General features: G+C 68.2%; 17 protein-coding genes. 12 read left to right on the top strand and 5 right to left on the bottom strand.

The annotated features are described in order from the left end of the window. The first annotated feature begins 207 nt into the window (after window positions 1-207). The 7 genes from WT26_RS06805 to WT26_RS06775 all read left to right on the top strand — a co-directional run bounded on the left by WT26_RS06805 (window position 208) and on the right by WT26_RS06775 (window position 8436). Window positions 208-861: a paraquat-inducible protein A gene (locus WT26_RS06805; RefSeq protein WP_069272434.1), complete on the top strand. Its 654-nt coding sequence runs from the start codon at window positions 208-210 to the stop codon at window positions 859-861. After that, the gene (locus tag WT26_RS06800; RefSeq protein WP_059528918.1) at window positions 858-1487 is read left to right on the top strand and encodes a paraquat-inducible protein A; all 630 of its coding nucleotides are present in this window, start codon (window positions 858-860) and stop codon (window positions 1485-1487) included. Before WT26_RS06805 ends, WT26_RS06800 begins: the two co-directional genes overlap by 4 nt. Next, window positions 1480-3099 (top strand): intermembrane transport protein PqiB, encoded by a 1620-nt coding sequence (locus tag WT26_RS06795; protein ID WP_059528915.1) that lies wholly within the window; start codon window positions 1480-1482, stop codon window positions 3097-3099. The genes WT26_RS06800 and WT26_RS06795 overlap by 8 nt, the downstream gene beginning before the upstream one ends. Next, window positions 3096-3812 (top strand): PqiC family protein, encoded by a 717-nt coding sequence (locus WT26_RS06790; protein ID WP_069272433.1) that lies wholly within the window; start codon window positions 3096-3098, stop codon window positions 3810-3812. Before WT26_RS06795 ends, WT26_RS06790 begins: the two co-directional genes overlap by 4 nt. A gap of 430 nt (window positions 3813-4242) precedes the next feature. Then, entirely contained in the window at window positions 4243-6366 is a 2124-nt protein-coding gene (locus WT26_RS06785) for a site-specific recombinase (protein ID WP_069272432.1), read from the top strand. 183 nt (window positions 6367-6549) lie between these two features. After that, window positions 6550-7851, top strand: coding sequence for a THUMP domain-containing class I SAM-dependent RNA methyltransferase (locus tag WT26_RS06780; protein WP_059904065.1), 1302 nt, complete (start codon window positions 6550-6552; stop codon window positions 7849-7851). 177 nt (window positions 7852-8028) lie between these two features. After that, the gene (locus WT26_RS06775; protein ID WP_196774786.1) at window positions 8029-8436 is read left to right on the top strand and encodes a T6SS amidase immunity protein Tai4 family protein; all 408 of its coding nucleotides are present in this window, start codon (window positions 8029-8031) and stop codon (window positions 8434-8436) included. 53 nt (window positions 8437-8489) lie between these two features. Here the strand turns inward: WT26_RS06775 and WT26_RS06770 are convergent, their stop codons facing one another. Both WT26_RS06770 and WT26_RS06765 read right to left on the bottom strand, forming a co-directional pair. Then, entirely contained in the window at window positions 8490-8954 is a 465-nt protein-coding gene (locus tag WT26_RS06770; RefSeq protein ID WP_059528903.1) for an SRPBCC family protein, read from the bottom strand. Further along, complete coding sequence (locus tag WT26_RS06765; RefSeq protein WP_059528901.1) at window positions 8947-9279, bottom strand: ArsR/SmtB family transcription factor; 333 nt, start codon at window positions 9277-9279, stop codon at window positions 8947-8949. Before WT26_RS06765 ends, WT26_RS06770 begins: the two co-directional genes overlap by 8 nt. A gap of 169 nt (window positions 9280-9448) precedes the next feature. Between WT26_RS06765 and WT26_RS06760 the strand changes: the two genes are divergently transcribed. The 5 genes from WT26_RS06760 (at window position 9449) to WT26_RS06740 (ending at window position 12264) form a co-directional block, all read left to right on the top strand. Further along, complete coding sequence (locus WT26_RS06760; RefSeq protein ID WP_059528898.1) at window positions 9449-9853, top strand: VOC family protein; 405 nt, start codon at window positions 9449-9451, stop codon at window positions 9851-9853. 73 nt (window positions 9854-9926) lie between these two features. Then, window positions 9927-10613 (top strand): helix-turn-helix transcriptional regulator, encoded by a 687-nt coding sequence (locus WT26_RS06755; RefSeq protein ID WP_069272431.1) that lies wholly within the window; start codon window positions 9927-9929, stop codon window positions 10611-10613. Window positions 10614-10632: 19 nt separating this feature from the next. After that, the gene (locus tag WT26_RS06750; RefSeq protein ID WP_155774635.1) at window positions 10633-11337 is read left to right on the top strand and encodes a hypothetical protein; all 705 of its coding nucleotides are present in this window, start codon (window positions 10633-10635) and stop codon (window positions 11335-11337) included. 80 nt (window positions 11338-11417) lie between these two features. Next, on the top strand, window positions 11418-11861 hold the full coding sequence (locus tag WT26_RS06745) for a hypothetical protein (protein WP_059887484.1): 444 nt from the start codon (window positions 11418-11420) through the stop codon (window positions 11859-11861). Next, complete coding sequence (locus WT26_RS06740) at window positions 11854-12264, top strand: DUF805 domain-containing protein (protein ID WP_059856572.1); 411 nt, start codon at window positions 11854-11856, stop codon at window positions 12262-12264. Before WT26_RS06745 ends, WT26_RS06740 begins: the two co-directional genes overlap by 8 nt. A 100-nt stretch (window positions 12265-12364) precedes the next feature. On the opposite strand, the gene WT26_RS06735 is transcribed toward WT26_RS06740, so the two are convergent. Genes WT26_RS06735 through WT26_RS06725 form a run of 3 tightly spaced genes read right to left on the bottom strand, consistent with a single transcriptional unit; the run spans window position 12365 to window position 15292 of the window. Next, window positions 12365-13819, bottom strand: a complete 1455-nt coding sequence (locus WT26_RS06735; protein ID WP_069272430.1) for an NAD(P)(+) transhydrogenase (Re/Si-specific) subunit beta — start codon at window positions 13817-13819, stop codon at window positions 12365-12367. Then, complete coding sequence (locus WT26_RS06730) at window positions 13816-14142, bottom strand: NAD(P) transhydrogenase subunit alpha (protein ID WP_059528886.1); 327 nt, start codon at window positions 14140-14142, stop codon at window positions 13816-13818. The genes WT26_RS06735 and WT26_RS06730 overlap by 4 nt, the downstream gene beginning before the upstream one ends. A gap of 10 nt (window positions 14143-14152) precedes the next feature. Continuing rightward, window positions 14153-15292, bottom strand: a complete 1140-nt coding sequence (locus tag WT26_RS06725; RefSeq protein ID WP_069272429.1) for a Re/Si-specific NAD(P)(+) transhydrogenase subunit alpha — start codon at window positions 15290-15292, stop codon at window positions 14153-14155. Window positions 15293-15446 lie beyond the last annotated feature (154 nt).

Raw genomic sequence — 15446 nt, 5'->3', positions numbered from 1 at the left:
TGTCAAGGGCGCCATGCTACCGCAACCTTTTGACGCGCGCGGACTCTCACCACGAACACGGCCGCCCGCGCGGCCCCCTGCCCGGCGTGACCGATCGGTCACATCCGATCCCGGTGTTGACACCGCAAAAAGCGCGTTTTGGTAAGATTGGCGCGGGTTCCGGCCCCGTCGACGCGTGTCCCTAGCCGTCGCACAACTGCCTTTTCCATGCAACGATACGACCTGATTGCCTGTCACGAGTGCGACGCACTGTTGCACAAACCGCGCCTGAGCGGCCGCGAAATCGCGCGCTGCCCGCGCTGCGACGCGCTGCTCTATCGCAACAGCGCGGCGCAGATCGAGCGGATCTGCGCGCTCGCGCTCGCGGCACTGATCACGTTCACGATCGCCCAGGCGTTCCCGATCCTCGAAATGGACGTGAACGGCAACCGCGTGCAGACCACGCTGATCGGCGCGATCGACTCGCTGTGGCGCCAGGACATGGCGATCGTCGGCGTGATGGTGTTCTGCTCGACCGTGCTGTTCCCGCTCGTCGAGATGGCCGCGCTGCTGTACCTGCTGCTGCCGATCCGCCGCGGCGTCGTGCCGCCCGGTTTCAACGTCGTGCTGCGCGCGATCGAGCTGGTGCGGCCGTGGGGGATGATCGAGGTGTTCATGCTCGGGATCCTCGTCACGATCGTGAAGATGGTGAGCCTCGCGCGCGTCGTGCCCGAAGCCGCGCTGTTCGCGTTCGCCGCGCTCACGCTGATGATCGCCGTGGTGCTGATGTTCGATCCGCGCACGCTGTGGGACATCGCCGACGACCTGCGCGCCGGGCCCGGCGACGACGAGGCGCCGCTGCCGGAAGCCGCCCGCCGATGACGATCCCGACCGCCGCCCGCGAGGGCTACGTCAGCTGCCACACGTGCGGGCTCGTGCAGACGCTCGACCATCCGCACGCGCATTGCGCGCGCTGCGGCAGCGCGCTCCATTTCCGCACGCCCGACAGCCTGATGCGCACGTGGGCGCTGCTGCTCGCGGCCGCGATCCTCTACATTCCCGCGAACCTGCTGCCGATCATGCGCACCGCGTCGATCGTCGGCTCGCAGGAAGACACGATCATGAGCGGCGTCATCTATTTCTGGATATCGGGCGACTGGCCGCTCGCCGTCGTCGTGTTCGTCGCGAGCATCCTCGTGCCGATGCTCAAGCTCGGCGTGCTGCTGATCCTCGTGATCAGCGCGCAGCGCCGCACCGCGTGGCGGCCGCAGCAGCGCACGCGGCTGTTCCGGATCGTCGAGCGCATCGGCCGCTGGTCGATGCTCGACATCTTCGTCGTGACGCTGACCGTCGCGCTCGTCCATTTCCGATCGCTCGCCGTCATCACGGCCGGCCCCGGCGCACTCGCGTTCGGTTCCGTCGTGATCCTGACGATGCTCGCGTCGATGCAGTTCGATCCCCGCCTGATCTGGGATCCAGTCGAAACCTCAGGGAATCACCATGAATAGTCCACAAGGCCCGCAGCACGACGCGCCCCGGCCGCCCGATCCGACGATCTCGACGAAAAGCGGCTGGCTGCCGTCGCTCGTCTGGCTCGTGCCGCTGATCGCCGCGCTGATCGGCATCGGCCTCGTGATCAAGTCCGTGCGCGAACGCGGCCCGGAAATCACGATCAGCTTCCACACCGCCGAAGGGCTCGAGCCCGGCAAGACCCAGGTCAAGTACAAGGATGTCGAGATCGGCATGGTCAAGACGATCAAGCTGTCGAAGGACCTGTCGCGCGTGCTCGTCCAGGTGCAGCTGAAGAAGGAAGCCGAGGACTTCGCGGTCAAGGGCTCGCGCTTCTGGATCGTGCGGCCGCGCGTCGGCGCGACCGGCGTGTCGGGGCTCGGCACGCTGCTGTCGGGCGCGTACATCGGCGTCGACGCCGGCCGCGGTCAGGACACGCTGACCGATTTCACGGGCCTCGAGACGCCGCCGGCCGTCACGGGCGACCAGAAAGGCACGCAGTACGTGCTGCGCGGCGATTCGCTCGGCTCGGTCGACATCGGCTCGCCGGTCTACTACCGCCGCGTGCAGGTCGGCCAGGTGGTCGGCTTCTCGCTCGACAAGGACGGCACGGGCGTCACGTTCAACGTGTTCGTCAACGCGCCGTACGACCAGTACGTCGGCATCAACTCGCGCTGGTGGCAGGCGAGCGGCGTCGACCTGCGACTCGATTCGAGCGGCCTGAAGCTGAACACGCAGTCGCTCGCGACGGTGATCCTCGGCGGTATCGCGTTCCAGACGCCGCCGAACCAGGGCTCCGGCACGACGGCGCCGAACAACACGACGTTCCGCCTCGCGTCCGACGAGGGCGACGCGATGCGCGACCCGGACGGCCAGCCGCTGCAGGTCGTGATGAACTTCAACCAGTCGCTGCGCGGGCTCGCCGTCGGCGCGACGGTCGACTTCCGCGGCATCGTGCTCGGCGAAGTGACGAACATCGGCATCGATTTCGATCCGAAGACGAAGAACTTCCTGATGCCGGTGACGATGAACATCTATCCGGAACGCCTCGGCCGCCGCTTCCGCGAAACGATCGAGAGCAAGGGCGAACCGGCCCGCCGCGAGATCGTCGAGCGGCTCGTCCAGCACGGGCTGCGCGGCCAGCTGCGCACCGGCAACCTGCTGACGAGCCAGCTGTACGTCGCGCTCGACTTCTTCCCGAAGGCGCCGGCCGTGAAGATCGACACGGCACGCCAGCCGCTCGAGCTGCCGACCGTGCCGAACACGCTCGACGAGCTGCAGCTGCAGGTCGCCGACATCGCGAAGAAGCTCGACAAGGTGCCGTTCGACCAGATCGGCGCGAACCTGAACAGCGCGCTCGCGAACGCCGACAAGCTGTTCAAGCAGCTCGACACGCAGGTCGCGCCGGAAGCGCGCGACACGCTGTCGGCCGCGAAGCAGACCTTCTCGACCGCCGAAGCGACGCTGCAGCAGGATTCGCCGCTGCAGTCCGACGTGCGCGGCGCGCTGAAGGAGCTCACGCGCACGCTGCAGTCGCTGAACGCGCTCGCCGACTACCTCGAGCGTCACCCCGAATCGCTGCTCAAGGGCAAGCCAGGAGATCAACCATGACCACACGCGTGAACGGTTTCGCGAGCGGCGCGGCGGCGGTTGCCGCCGCCCTCGCGCTCGCCGCGTGCAGCTCGCCGCCCGCGCGGTTCTATACGCTCAGCCCGGCCGACGCCGCGGCGCCGCTGCGCACCGCGCCGGCCAACCCGGCGTTCCTGATCGAGGTGCCGTCCGTCGGCGTGCCCGAGCAGGTCGCGAAGAACCAGCTGGTCGTGCAGAAAAACGCCGCGCAGGTCGACGTGCTCGAGCAGGAACGCTGGGCATCGCCGCCCGCCGACGAGATCCGCCGCGCACTGTCGGACGATCTCGCCGCACGGCTCGGCACGATCGACGTCGCGAATTCCGCGACTCCGCCCGGCGTGCCCGTGTATCGCATCAGCGTGAACGTGCAGCGCTTCGAGTCGTGGCCGGGCAAGCGCGCGGCGGTCGATGCGGTGTGGAGCGTGCGCTCGCTCGCCACGCAGGCCGTGATGACCTGCCGCACGAGCGTCGCGGAACCGGTCGCCGACGGCTACGACGCACTCGTCGCCGGCCACCGGCGCGCGCTCGACGTGATCGCGACGCAAGCCGCGGCCGGCGTGCGCGCGCTGGCCGCACGGCGTGGCGGGCCGGCCGCGACGGCTTCCGGCGGCAAGTCCGCCGCGCCGGTCGTGCCGTGCCCGGCCAATCCGGCGCCCGGCGGCGACGCCGGCGCGACGGGCAAGGCGGGGACGTAACCGACAGCGACCGCGGCGTGCGCGCGGCTTCGACGTGCGCGCTACGCCGCGCCCCGCACATGACTCGCGAGCCAGGCGACCCACCGATCTTGCATTCTTTGTCACAATCCGCCGGAACCGGCGACAGGCAATCCGGTCGGCTTGCATTTTCGAGACTGATTGACGATCCTACGCAAGTTCCCTGCTTGCGCCGGCCGTCGATCCGCCCTTCGCCGGGGCCGCGCCGTGCCGCCCGCAAGCCGCATCGCCCTTCGCCCGCGCGCGTGACGCCGCGCGAGCCGTATCGAACGGGCCGCTTGCGGGTCGCCCTGGGCCGCCGCGCCGTGCGGGGCGACCCGGCCAGCCACACCGCAACCCAAGGCGCCGCGCCCGCTTCGCGGCCGTCGCCGCATCCGAAACCCGCCCGCCAAGGGCTTTCGCTATTCCGTTTATGTTTCGTTCCCTGACGACCCTGATCAAGAAGTGGCGCGCGTCGCGCAATGCCGGTCACCAGCTCGATGCGTTGCTCGCGCACGCCGACGCCGATGCGTCGTACGCCGAGCGCAGCGAATGGCTGATCGAGCTCGCGCACTGGCTGCGCCGCACCGGCACGATGCAGGCCGCGGCGAAGGACGCCGCCGAACGCGACGACGACGCGCGCACGTTCCCCGCGCATGCGCGGTTGCGCTACCTGTTCCACGTGCTCGATCGCAACCCCGCATGGAAGGCGCACGCCGCGCGCATCCTGCGCGGCATCCTGCGCGAGTGCGACGGCATCTCGCTCCTGTGCGACGCCGGCATGCCCGTGCACTCGGGCTTCTTCGGCGCGCTGTTCGAGCGGATCGACTCGTCGCTGATCCCGCCGGCACCGAACCGCCGCGAGCTGTCGGCGCTCTTCACGCTGATGTTCCCGACGCCGGAAGACGCGCAATGGATCGACGCGCTGCCCGACGATCTCCTCACGCGCCTCGCCGACCTGTTCTCGTTCGACGTCACCGACGAAGAGCGCCACGAACCGGGCTCGTTCTCGCGCGACCTGCTGGCCGCGCTGCACAACCTGACCTGCCAGATCAGCTCGACCGGCTTGTCGCAGACGGTGCGCAGCCGGCTCTCCGACGACGATGCGCGCCAGCCGCTGGAAACGCAGCCGTTCTACCGCCTCACGCGCGCGATGCTCGCGGTCGAGACCGCGCACGCGGCCGTCGAGGACGGCGGCGACCCGAGCAAGCTGCTGCACGAGGTCAACTACCTGCGCGTGCTGCTCGACGAATGCCGGATCGCGGTCGACGAGGTGTTCTCGCACCTGTACCGCAACGGCGTGTCGGTCGACATCGTGTTCCAGGTCGAGCGGATGCGCATGCGCATCCTGCGCGCCGAGATGCTGCTCAACGCGTGGATGGCGCGCGACGACCTGCACGGGATGGCGCACCTGACGGCCGAGCTCGTCGACGCGAACCACAACAGCCAGAGCGTGTCGCACCTCGTGCGCAGCAACTTCTCGCTGTTCGCGCGCAAGCTCGTCGAAACCAACGCGGACACCGGCGAGCACTACATCTCGCGCGGCCGCGCCGAGTACCTGAAGATGCTGCGGATGGCCGCGGGCGGCGGCCTCGTCACCGTCGTGACGGTGTGCGTGAAGTTCGCGATCACGGGCGCGCACCTGCAGTCGATGCTCGAAGGGCTGCTCGCGGGCGTCAACTACGCGGCCAGCTTCATGCTGATGCACTTCCTGCACTTCACGCTCGCGACCAAGCAGCCTGCGATGACCGCGCCGACGCTCGCGCGCGAGCTCGACGACACGGGCCACGACGAAGGCGTGAAGGCGTTCGTGGCATCGGTGATCGCGCTGATCCGCACGCAGGCCGCCGCGATTTCGGGCAACGTGCTCGTCGTGCTGCCCGTGTGCCTGCTGGTGCAGCTGTTCGCGGGCAACCTGCTGCACGCGAACCTGATCTCGCCGGAGAAGGCGCACGCGACGCTGCACTCGTTCTCGCTGCTCGGCCCGACGCCGCTCTACGCGGCGCTGACCGGCGTGCTGCTGTGGGCATCGAGCCTGCTCGCGGGCTGGGCCGACAACTGGTTCGTGCTGCACCGGGTCGGCGACGCGCTCACGTACAACCGCCGGCTGCGCCTCACGCTCGGCGCGGCCGGCGCCGCGAAGCTCGCGCATTTCTGCCGGTCGAACGTGGCCGGCGTGGTCGCGAACGTCGGCCTCGGCCTGATGCTCGGCCTCGTTCCGGCGATCGTCACCGTGTTCATGTTCCCGTTCGAGGTGCGGCACGTGACGCTGTCGGCCGGCTCGATCGGGATCGCGCTCGGCGTGCTGGGCAAGGACGCGCTCGGCACGCCCGAGCTGTGGTGGGCCGGCGCCGGCGTGCTCAGCATGGCGATCCTCAACGTGCTCGTGAGCTTCGCGCTCGCGTTCACGATGGCCGTGCGCTCGCGCAGCCTGCGCCCGACCAAGGTGCGCGCGCTCGTCTCCGCGATCGTCCGCACGGTGCTGTCGAATCCGCTCGCGCTGTTCTGGCCGGCAGCCGGCGCGACGGCCCGCGCGGGTCAGTCGGGGTCGCACTGAGCGCCGCGTGCGGCCCGCCGGGTCGGGCCGCACGGCGCCGCACGCCGAACGGATTCCACGGGGGACGGCCGGCCGCTTCGAACCGGCCTCTGCGGGCCGCCGGCGGCCCTCGCGGCACGACGCGCCGGCCCTGCCGCCCGCGCCGCGTACAATAGTGGACTTTTGCACGTCCTCACCCGCCTTATGTCCTCGCCCACCCTGTACGAATTCTTCGCCCCCTGCCCGCGCGGCCTCGAAGCGGCGCTTGCCGCCGAGCTGGCCGAAATCGCCGGCCGCCACCTGAACGGCGCGCCGTTCACCGCGGGCGCGCAGGTGCCGGGCGGCGTCCACTTCAGCGGCGGCTGGGCCGCCGGCATGGCCGCTAACCTCCATTCGCGGATCGCGAGCCGGGTCCTGCTGAAGATCGCGCACCGCGCGTACCGCAACGAACAGGACGTCTACGCGCTCGCGCTCGAGCAGCCGTGGGAGCGCTGGTTCGCGGCGACGCAGACGCTGCGCGTCGACATCACCGCGATCAAGTCGCCGCTGAAGAGTCTCGAATTCGCGACGTTGCGCGTGAAGGACGCGATCTGCGACCGGATGCGCAACAAGACCGGCGCGCGCCCGAGCATCGACACCGGTGCGCCGGACGTGCGCGTGTTCGCGTTCCTGACGGCCAACGAGTGCACGCTGTACCTCGACACGTCGGGCGAGCCGCTGTTCAAGCGCGGCTGGCGTCTCGACAAGGGCGCGGCGCCGCTGCGCGAGAACCTCGCGGCCGGCATCCTGCGCCTGACGGGCTGGACGCCCGGCACGGCGCTGTACGACCCGATGTGCGGCAGCGGCACGTTTCTCGCGGAAGCTGCGCAGATCGCACTCGGCGTCGCACCGGGCGTCGAGCGCCGGTTCGGCTTCGAGAAACTCAAGCAATACGACATCACCGCATGGCAGGGGCTGAAGGTCCCGGCGCTGGACGCGAAGCGCGCGGCACGCGGCAAGCGCGGCGAAGCGCTCGGCGTGTACGGCAGCGACATCTCCGGCGACATGCTCGAGAAGGCACGCGCGAACCTCGAGCGCGCGGGCGTGCCGTCGGTGTGGCTCAAGCAGGTCGACGCGCGCGGGATGACGCCGCCGTGCGACGGCCCCGGCATCCTCCTCGCGAACCCGCCGTACGGCGAGCGGATCGAGGTGCGCGGCCGCAGCGCGCGCGGCGAGGTGCGCGAGACGGGCCGCAACCGCGGCAACGACGACGCGTTCCGCCGCACCCACACCGACGCACCGGACAGCGAGTTCTTCAACGCGCTCGGCGATGCGCTGAAGCAGCGCTTCACGGGCTGGCAGGCGTTCCTGCTGACGTCCGACCGTTCGCTGCCGGGCCAGCTGCGGCTGCGCGAATCGGCGAAGACGCCGCTGTTCAACGGTGCGCTCGAATGCCGGCTGTTCCGCTTCGACCTGATCGCCGGCAGCGTGAAGGCGCGCCCGGCCGCGCCGGAAGGCGACGCGTAAGCGACGCATCATGTGCCGGGCGCCTCCGCGCGGCCGGCTGTCGCCGTCCCCTGCCTGCCCGGCGAACACGCCGGGTCATTCTCCCCCGGTTCTCCCTTCCCAACTGTTTGCGTCGCCCTGTTCCGGCGATGCCGACGCTCCCGACAACGGCACCTTCATCCCGGAAACTGCATCGATATGGGTATTACGCTGAAAAGCCTGCTGCCAGCCCTCTTCATGGCCCTCGCGAACGGCACGGCCACGGCGGCATCGCAAGCCACGGTCGCGGGCCCCGATGCTCGCAACCCTGTCGAACGTTATTCGCAAAAGACGTTGCTGAAGAACTGGGCACTCAGCGTCTGTCTCGCGCAAGTCGCGCATGACGCCCGCGACCGTGGTGACGCCAATGCCGCCGCAAGCGCGTATCTGGAGTTCGGCCATCAGCCAATCGAGGCCTACGACGCGCTCCGTACGCTCGCGCAACGGTACGTAAACCGGAAATACAGCGGCTCGATTCCGGCGTCGTTCAATACGATGAAGTGCATCGACCTCTTCCTCAGCCAGGAACTCGACACGCTTGCCGATCGGCTGGCAAAAGCGCGCTAGCGCCGCACACATCGCCGCCCGAACCGCGCTCGCGAACCGGGCGGCGATGCATTTCAGTGCTTCGACTTCTCCCAGCGCCCCGTCGTGAACGGCAGCGCCTGCCCCGTCTCGAGCAGCGTCTTGAGGCTCGACAGCACGACCGGCCACCCGCCGCGAATCCCGCGATCCATCTCCGAGCCCGGCACCAGGCCGTCGTGCGTGACGGTCAGCTTCACGACGCCCTCGTGCGGCTCGACGACGTAGGTCACGCGCGACTCCCCGCTTTCCCCCGACGGCGTGCGCCACGTGACGACCAGCCGGTGCGGCGGATCGTTCTCGACCACTTCGCCGACGATGTCGACCCGCGACGGATCGTCGTAGTCCTGATGTTCCCAGCGCGAGCCCGGCCGCCAGTCGGGCGACGCGTTGCGATGCCGCACCCAGTAGTCCTTCGTCAGCTCGGCGTTGGTCAGCGCGTCGAACACGCGCTCGGGCGTCGACGCAATGAACGTCACGTACACAAAGGCGGGATTACTCATCGTCGTCTCCAGGATCGCGGGCCGCTTCCAGCCCGCGCTTGAGATCCGCCAGCGCCTGCAGGCGCTGACGCTCGAACTTGCCGATCCAGCGTTCCGCGATGTCGTGGATCGGCACCGGATTCAGGTAATGCAGCTTCTCCCTGCCGCGCCACGTCGTCGCGACGAGATTCGCGGCCTCGAGCAGCGCGAGATGCTTGCTCGCGGCCTGCCGGCTCATCGCGAGCCCGTCGCACAGCTCGGACAGCGTCTGCCCGCTTTTCGCATGCAGCAGGTCGAGCAACTGGCGGCGCGTGGCATCGGCCAGCGCCTTGAAAACGAGGTCCATGCCGCTCCCGGGTCAATGGCTTCATTATGCAACCAAATGGTTGCATGTCAAGGCTGACAACTCTACTGACAATACGGTGTCAGCAGGCCGCGATCACACTGCAATCCCGGCGCAATGCAAGGCTGGTTTCCGCACCGAATCCGAACAACAACGCAACAAGGAGCTCGTCATGACGTCCGCAACTGCCACTGCCACCCAGGAGCGCGCGATCGCGTGGTTCGACATTCCGTCCCTCGATTTCGACCGGGCGATCCGCTTCTACGAAACCGTGCTGCAAACGACGCTGCAGCGCGAAGTCGTCGGCGGCGTGCCGATGGCCACGTTCGACCGCGACGCATCGAGCACGGGCGGCAGCATCGTGTTCGATCCGCAGCAGATCAAGCCGAGCGCCAACGGCGTGCTCGTCTACCTGAACGCCGGCGAATCGGTCGTCGCGGCGCTCGAACGCGCGAAGCGCGCGGGCGGCGTCGTGCAGGGCTCCGTCGTCGAGCTGCCGAACAACTACGGCTACGTCGGCTACCTGATCGACACCGAAGGCAACCGCGTCGGCCTGCACGCGCCGAAATGCCACTGAGCGCAGCGGCCGTCTGGCCCGCGCGGCGCTATCATCGCGAAGTCCCCACTGCCGTTGGAGCCGAGGTGCCGTCATGACGCGCCGTGCCGACCGCCTGTTCCAGATCGCCGAGCTGCTGCGCGGGCGTCGCCTCACGACCGCGCAGCAGCTGGCCGACTGGCTGTCGGTGTCGCCGCGCACGGTCTATCGCGACGTGCGCGACCTGCAACTGTCAGGGGTGCCGATCGAAGGCGAAGCCGGCATCGGCTACCGGCTGAACCGCAACGCGAGCCTGCCGCCGCTCACGTTCACGGCCGAGGAGCTCGCGGCGCTCGCCACCGGCGCACGCATGCTCGAAACCTGGGGCGGCGCACGCTTTGCAAGCGGCGCGCGCTCGGCGCTCGCGAAGATCGCGTCGGCGATGCCGGCCGACAAGCGCACGGCGCTCGACCGCCTGCCCGTGTTCGCGCCGTCGTTCCACATCGACGAGACGTTTTGCGCGAAGGTCGATGCGATCCACCAGGCCATCGACACGCGCCACGTCGTCAGCTTCGACTACCGCGACCGGCTCGGCGCGCATTCGCAACGCCGCGTGTGGCCGCTCGGGCTCGTCTACTGGGGCGGACGCTGGACGATCGGCGCGTGGTGCGAGCTGCGCGGCGATTTCCGCACCTTCGACATCGCGCGGATGGGCGACATCGTCGTGCACGAGCAGTTTCCGGACATGGAAGGACGGCGGATCGCCGACTACATGCGGATCGCGGAAGCGCCGATGAAGTGACGCGTTGTATCGTCGCGAGATGAAAGCCGGCGCCGAGCAAGTCGGCGCCGCCACTTTCGTATCCGTCCCATGTCATTCGATCGCGAAACCTCTTATAAGGAAAGACCCGATTCCTTCGACCGCACGGGTCTTTTCCTTCGTGACATCGAATATCCGCTACGGCACCCCCACCGGGTTGTGTCTGATCATCGAACAAGTGCATGCCAAGCCCGGCATGCCGTCGTTCGGCAACACCATCGGCCCCAGCATCACGCAAATCTATCGCGTCGTCCTGCAGATACACGACCTGCACGACACCTACCTTGACGGCAAGCCGGTCACCGGTAGGTCCCTATCGCCGTGGCAACTCGTCAAAGGCTCACTGGGCATCGGCATTTCAACCCGCCCCAACGGCGCCCGCTCCGTGAAACTTGAGTACGCCGGCTTCACCAACCTCGTCCAGCCGCTGCCCGCGCTCGGCGACCTGATCCCCGAGACGCTGACGAAACAGCGCGCGTTCGCCTCCCGCTCACCGTACATCTTCGGCGTCGATCCGCTGCCGGCGGTTATGCTGCATGGCAATACGCGAGCGGTATTCTTGCAACGTGACGGTGGCTTGTCGCCGTCGACCGCCATCGCCAAATACAACAGCACGACCCGCGAGCTGGTGCTGCTGAATACGATCGAGCAGGTCGATCGAACCTTGCGCGAGCTGAACGCGAAGCTTCCCGTGCTGCAGTTCTGAGCGCCCCAAAACGCTGCGAGACCGCCATGACCCAATCGAAGCGATGGGCGTCCGCGCTCATTCCCATTACCCTCGCCACCTTGTTCGCGCTGGCGGGAAATGCGTTATATGACTGGCTGCTTGCAGCCGTCGTAAATACCGACGCCAATTCGGTGTCGCTCGTTGCCGATGAACCGGGCAGCGCATGCGCGCATCGCGCGGCCACGGCAGCGTCGCTCGGGTTCTTCGGTCTCGCGGTCGGCATCGGCCTCGCCGTGTGCGAGCGGCTCGCGCTGTCCGCTGTCGCCGCAGCCAACGCACGCACGTGGCTCGCGGTCATCGCGATAGCCGCGCCTGTTTTCTCGTTCCTGGCGGTGCGCATGCACGCGTCAACATTCATCGGCATGACGGACACGATAGGCATCAGCGTGGCGTTACCGCTGGCGGCCATCCCGCTCTATCAGATCGGCGTACTCCCGGGGTTGGGCGTGCTAGCCTACGCGATCGCGCTGGGCGTCGTCCGTCTGCACCGGAATCATGCGTAGCGCGGCGCTGCACCGCATCCTCGGCGCCTGGCTGCGCGGCTATCGCGACGCGCTGACATTTCACGGACGGGAAACGCGCCGGGATTTCCTGTCGTTCGTCGTGCTCCACTACGCGCTCGGCTATGCGCTCGCGCATTGGATCATGGACGCATTCGATCGTCATGACGTCCCGCTGTTCGCGCTGAGCCTGCTCACGCTGGTCGCGACGTTGTCCTACAACGTGCGCAGACTGCATGACAGCAATCGCTCGGGCCTGCTGTGCGTCGGCTACTTCCTCTTCGTCGCACCGGTCGTGATCGTCGTATCGCTGGCACTCGCCCCGGTCGACCCCGGCAACCGTTACGGTCCCGATCCACGCACGCGACAGGGCTCATGCCAATCCGAGACGGAAAAAAAACGGTGAATCGCTTCGACCTCATTGCGCTCGCAATCAAGACGTTCGTCGCGAGATAGACAAAATGGCTCGCGCAGCCCGGCCACCGCCGCGCGCGCCCGCTCCGGGTTCAATCGACCGCCTTCACCATGTCCTCGATCACCTTCTTCGCATCGCCGAACACCATCATCGTCTTGTCCATGTAGAACAGGTCGTTGTCGAGGCCCGCGTAGCCGGCCGCCATCGAACGCTTGTTGACGATCACCGTGCGCGCCTTGTACGCCTCGATGATCGGCATCCCCGCGATCGGCGATGCCGGGTCGTTCTTCGCGGCCGGGTTCACGACGTCGTTCGCACCGAGCACGAGCACGACGTCGACCTGGCCGAATTCGCCGTTGATGTCGTCCATCTCGAACACGATCTCGTACGGCACTTCCGCTTCCGCGAGCAGCACGTTCATGTGGCCCGGCATCCGCCCCGCGACCGGATGGATCGCGTACTTCACGTCGATGCCCTTCTCGACCAGCTTGTCGGTCAGTTCCTTCAGCGCATGCTGCGCACGGGCGACGGCCAACCCGTAGCCCGGCACGATCACGACCGTTTCCGCGTTGCCGAGCATGAACGCCGCATCGTCGGCCGAACCCGACCTCACCGGCCGCTGCTCCTTCGCGCCCGCGGCGGCGCCGCCCGCCGCGTCGCCGCCGAAACCGCCGAGGAGCACGTTGAAGAACGAGCGGTTCATCGCGTGGCACATGATGTACGAGAGGATCGCGCCCGACGAGCCGACCAGCGACCCCGCGATGATCAGCATCGCGTTGTTCAGCGAGAAGCCGATGCCGGCCGCCGCCCATCCGGAGTACGAGTTCAGCATCGACACGACCACCGGCATGTCCGCGCCGCCGATCGGGATGATGATCAGCACGCCGAGCGCGAACGCGATCGCCGTCACGATGACGAACGGCAGCCACGACTGCGTGATGAAGAACAGGATGCCGAAGCCGAGCATCCCGAGCGCGAGCATCAGGTTGAGCAGGTGCTGGCCCGCATACACGACCGGCGCGCCCTGGAACAGCCGGAACGTGTACTTGCCCGACAGCTTGCCGAACGCGATCACCGAACCGGAGAACGTGATCGCGCCGACGAACGTGCCGACGAACAGCTCGACGCGATTGCCGTACGGAATGAAGTCCGGCGCGACGGCCTCCTGCGGCACGAGCCCGAACGCTTCCGGCTCCGACACCACCGCGTACGCGATGCACACGGCCGCGAGACCGATCAGCGAGTGCATCGCCGCGACGAGTTCCGGCATCTTCGTCATCTCGACGCGCGCGGCGACGAACGCCCCCACGCCGCCGCCGACGATCAGCGCGCCGAGCACCAGCGCGAGGCCGAGCGGCAGGTTCGCGCCGAGCCAGGCCGCCTGCCTGGCGATCAGCGCGATCGTCGTGAGGATCGCGACGGCCATCCCGGCCATCCCGAACAGGTTGCCGCGCCGCGCGCTCTTCGGGTTCGACAGGCCCTTCAGCGCCTGGATGAAACACACCGATGCAACGAGGTACAGCAGCGTGACGACGTTCATGCTCATCGCGCGTCCCCCTTGCCGCGTTCGGGCTGCCGGGGCGCCTTCTTGCGGAACATCTCGAGCATGCGCCTCGTCACGAGGAAGCCGCCGAACACGTTGACCGCCGCGAGCGCGACCGCGAGCGTGCCGAACACCTTGCCGGTCGTGCCGACGGTGAGCGCCGCCGCGAGCATCGCGCCGACGATCACGATCGCCGAGATCGCGTTGGTCACGGCCATCAGCGGCGTATGCAGCGCCGGCGTGACGTTCCACACCACGTGGTAGCCGACGTACACCGCCAGCACGAAGATGATCACGTCGATCACCGTGTGATTGACGACTTCCATGGTCTCCTCCTCATGTGCGCGTGACTTCGCCGTCGCGGCACAGGAGCGTCGCGGCGACGATGTCGTCGGCCAGGTCGATGTTCAGCGTGCCCTCCTTCGTGACGATCAGCTTCAGGAAGTCGAGCAGGTTGCGCGCATACAGCGCCGACGCGTCCGAGGCGACCATCGACGCGAGATTCGTATAGCCGGCGATCGTCACGCCGTGGTGCGCGATCACCTGGTCGGCGACCGTCAGCGGGCAGTTGCCGCTCTTGCGGCCGTCGAATTCGGGGCCGCGGCCGGCCGCGAGATCGACGAGCACCGAGCCCGGCTTCATCGACTGCACGGTTTCGACCGAGATCAAGGTCGGCGCCGGGCGCCCGGGAATCAGCGCGGTGGTGATCACGATGTCGGCCTGCTTCGCGCGCTCGTGCACGAGCGCGGCCTGGCGGCCGAGCCACGACGGCGGCATCGGGCGCGCATAACCGCCCACGCCCTGCGCAGCGTCGCGCTCCTCGTCGGTTTCGAACGGGACGTCGAGGAATTTCGCGCCGAGCGACTCGATCTGCTCCTTCACGGCCGGCCGTACGTCGGACGCCTCGATCACCGCGCCGAGGCGCTTCGCGGTCGCGATCGCCTGCAGGCCCGCGACGCCCGCGCCGAGGATCAGCACGCGCGCGGCCTTCACGGTGCCCGCGGCCGTCATCAGCATCGGAAAGAAGCGCGGATACAGCGCCGCGGCAACCAGCACGGCCTTGTAGCCCGCGATGTTCGCCTGCGACGACAGCACGTCGAGCCCCTGCGCGCGCGTCGTGCGCGGCGCGGCTTCGAGCGCGAAGCCCGTCACGCCGGCCGCGGCGAGCTTCGCCGCCTGCTCGCCGTTGAACGGATCGAGCATGCCGGCCAGCACGGCGCCGCGCTTGAGCGACGGCAGCTCGGCGTCGGTGGGCGCCTGGACCTTCAGCACGATGTCGACGTCGAACGCGGCCGACTGGCCGGTCAGTTCGGCACCGGCGGCCGCATAGGCTTCGTCGGGATAACTGGCCGCGACGCCCGCGCCCTTCGCCACGCTCACGCGGTGGCCGGCCGCCGCGTATTTCTTCACGGTTTCCGGCGTCGCGGCCACCCGCGCCTCGTTCGCCCGCGTTTCGGCAGGCACGCCAATATGCATCGTCGATTCCTCCAGTCATTACAGTAATTAATTCTTCAATTCGATTCTTACTGCGACGGCGAGCCGGACAGGCTTGCATACCGGCTCACGAGCAACGGCTATCACGGTGCACTTTAACCGAAAGCGGGGGGCGCGCCAGCAGTTTCCGCACGAT

The organism is Burkholderia cepacia (genome assembly GCF_001718835.1).
GTDB classification, from domain to species: domain Bacteria; phylum Pseudomonadota; class Gammaproteobacteria; order Burkholderiales; family Burkholderiaceae; genus Burkholderia; species Burkholderia cepacia_F.
This window is presented reverse-complemented; position numbering and strand designations above follow the sequence as displayed.

What these genes read in the sequence shown, in the direction of transcription:
- WT26_RS06735 (WP_069272430.1), bottom strand. Translation starts at nt 13,819, where the DNA reads ATGAGCATGAACGTCGTCACGCTGCTGTACCTCGTTGCATCGGTGTGT.
- WT26_RS06740 (WP_059856572.1), top strand. Translation starts at nt 11,854, where the DNA reads ATGCGTAGCGCGGCGCTGCACCGCATCCTCGGCGCCTGGCTGCGCGGC.
- WT26_RS06765 (WP_059528901.1), bottom strand. Translation starts at nt 9,279, where the DNA reads ATGGACCTCGTTTTCAAGGCGCTGGCCGATGCCACGCGCCGCCAGTTG.
- WT26_RS06775 (WP_196774786.1), top strand. Translation starts at nt 8,029, where the DNA reads ATGGGTATTACGCTGAAAAGCCTGCTGCCAGCCCTCTTCATGGCCCTC.
- WT26_RS06790 (WP_069272433.1), top strand. Translation starts at nt 3,096, where the DNA reads ATGACCACACGCGTGAACGGTTTCGCGAGCGGCGCGGCGGCGGTTGCC.
- WT26_RS06780 (WP_059904065.1), top strand. Translation starts at nt 6,550, where the DNA reads ATGTCCTCGCCCACCCTGTACGAATTCTTCGCCCCCTGCCCGCGCGGC.
- WT26_RS06750 (WP_155774635.1), top strand. Translation starts at nt 10,633, where the DNA reads ATGAAAGCCGGCGCCGAGCAAGTCGGCGCCGCCACTTTCGTATCCGTC.
- WT26_RS06795 (WP_059528915.1), top strand. Translation starts at nt 1,480, where the DNA reads ATGAATAGTCCACAAGGCCCGCAGCACGACGCGCCCCGGCCGCCCGAT.
- WT26_RS06730 (WP_059528886.1), bottom strand. Translation starts at nt 14,142, where the DNA reads ATGGAAGTCGTCAATCACACGGTGATCGACGTGATCATCTTCGTGCTG.
- WT26_RS06725 (WP_069272429.1), bottom strand. Translation starts at nt 15,292, where the DNA reads ATGCATATTGGCGTGCCTGCCGAAACGCGGGCGAACGAGGCGCGGGTG.
- WT26_RS06755 (WP_069272431.1), top strand. Translation starts at nt 9,927, where the DNA reads ATGACGCGCCGTGCCGACCGCCTGTTCCAGATCGCCGAGCTGCTGCGC.
- WT26_RS06805 (WP_069272434.1), top strand. Translation starts at nt 208, where the DNA reads ATGCAACGATACGACCTGATTGCCTGTCACGAGTGCGACGCACTGTTG.
- WT26_RS06785 (WP_069272432.1), top strand. Translation starts at nt 4,243, where the DNA reads ATGTTTCGTTCCCTGACGACCCTGATCAAGAAGTGGCGCGCGTCGCGC.
- WT26_RS06800 (WP_059528918.1), top strand. Translation starts at nt 858, where the DNA reads ATGACGATCCCGACCGCCGCCCGCGAGGGCTACGTCAGCTGCCACACG.
- WT26_RS06770 (WP_059528903.1), bottom strand. Translation starts at nt 8,954, where the DNA reads ATGAGTAATCCCGCCTTTGTGTACGTGACGTTCATTGCGTCGACGCCC.
- WT26_RS06760 (WP_059528898.1), top strand. Translation starts at nt 9,449, where the DNA reads ATGACGTCCGCAACTGCCACTGCCACCCAGGAGCGCGCGATCGCGTGG.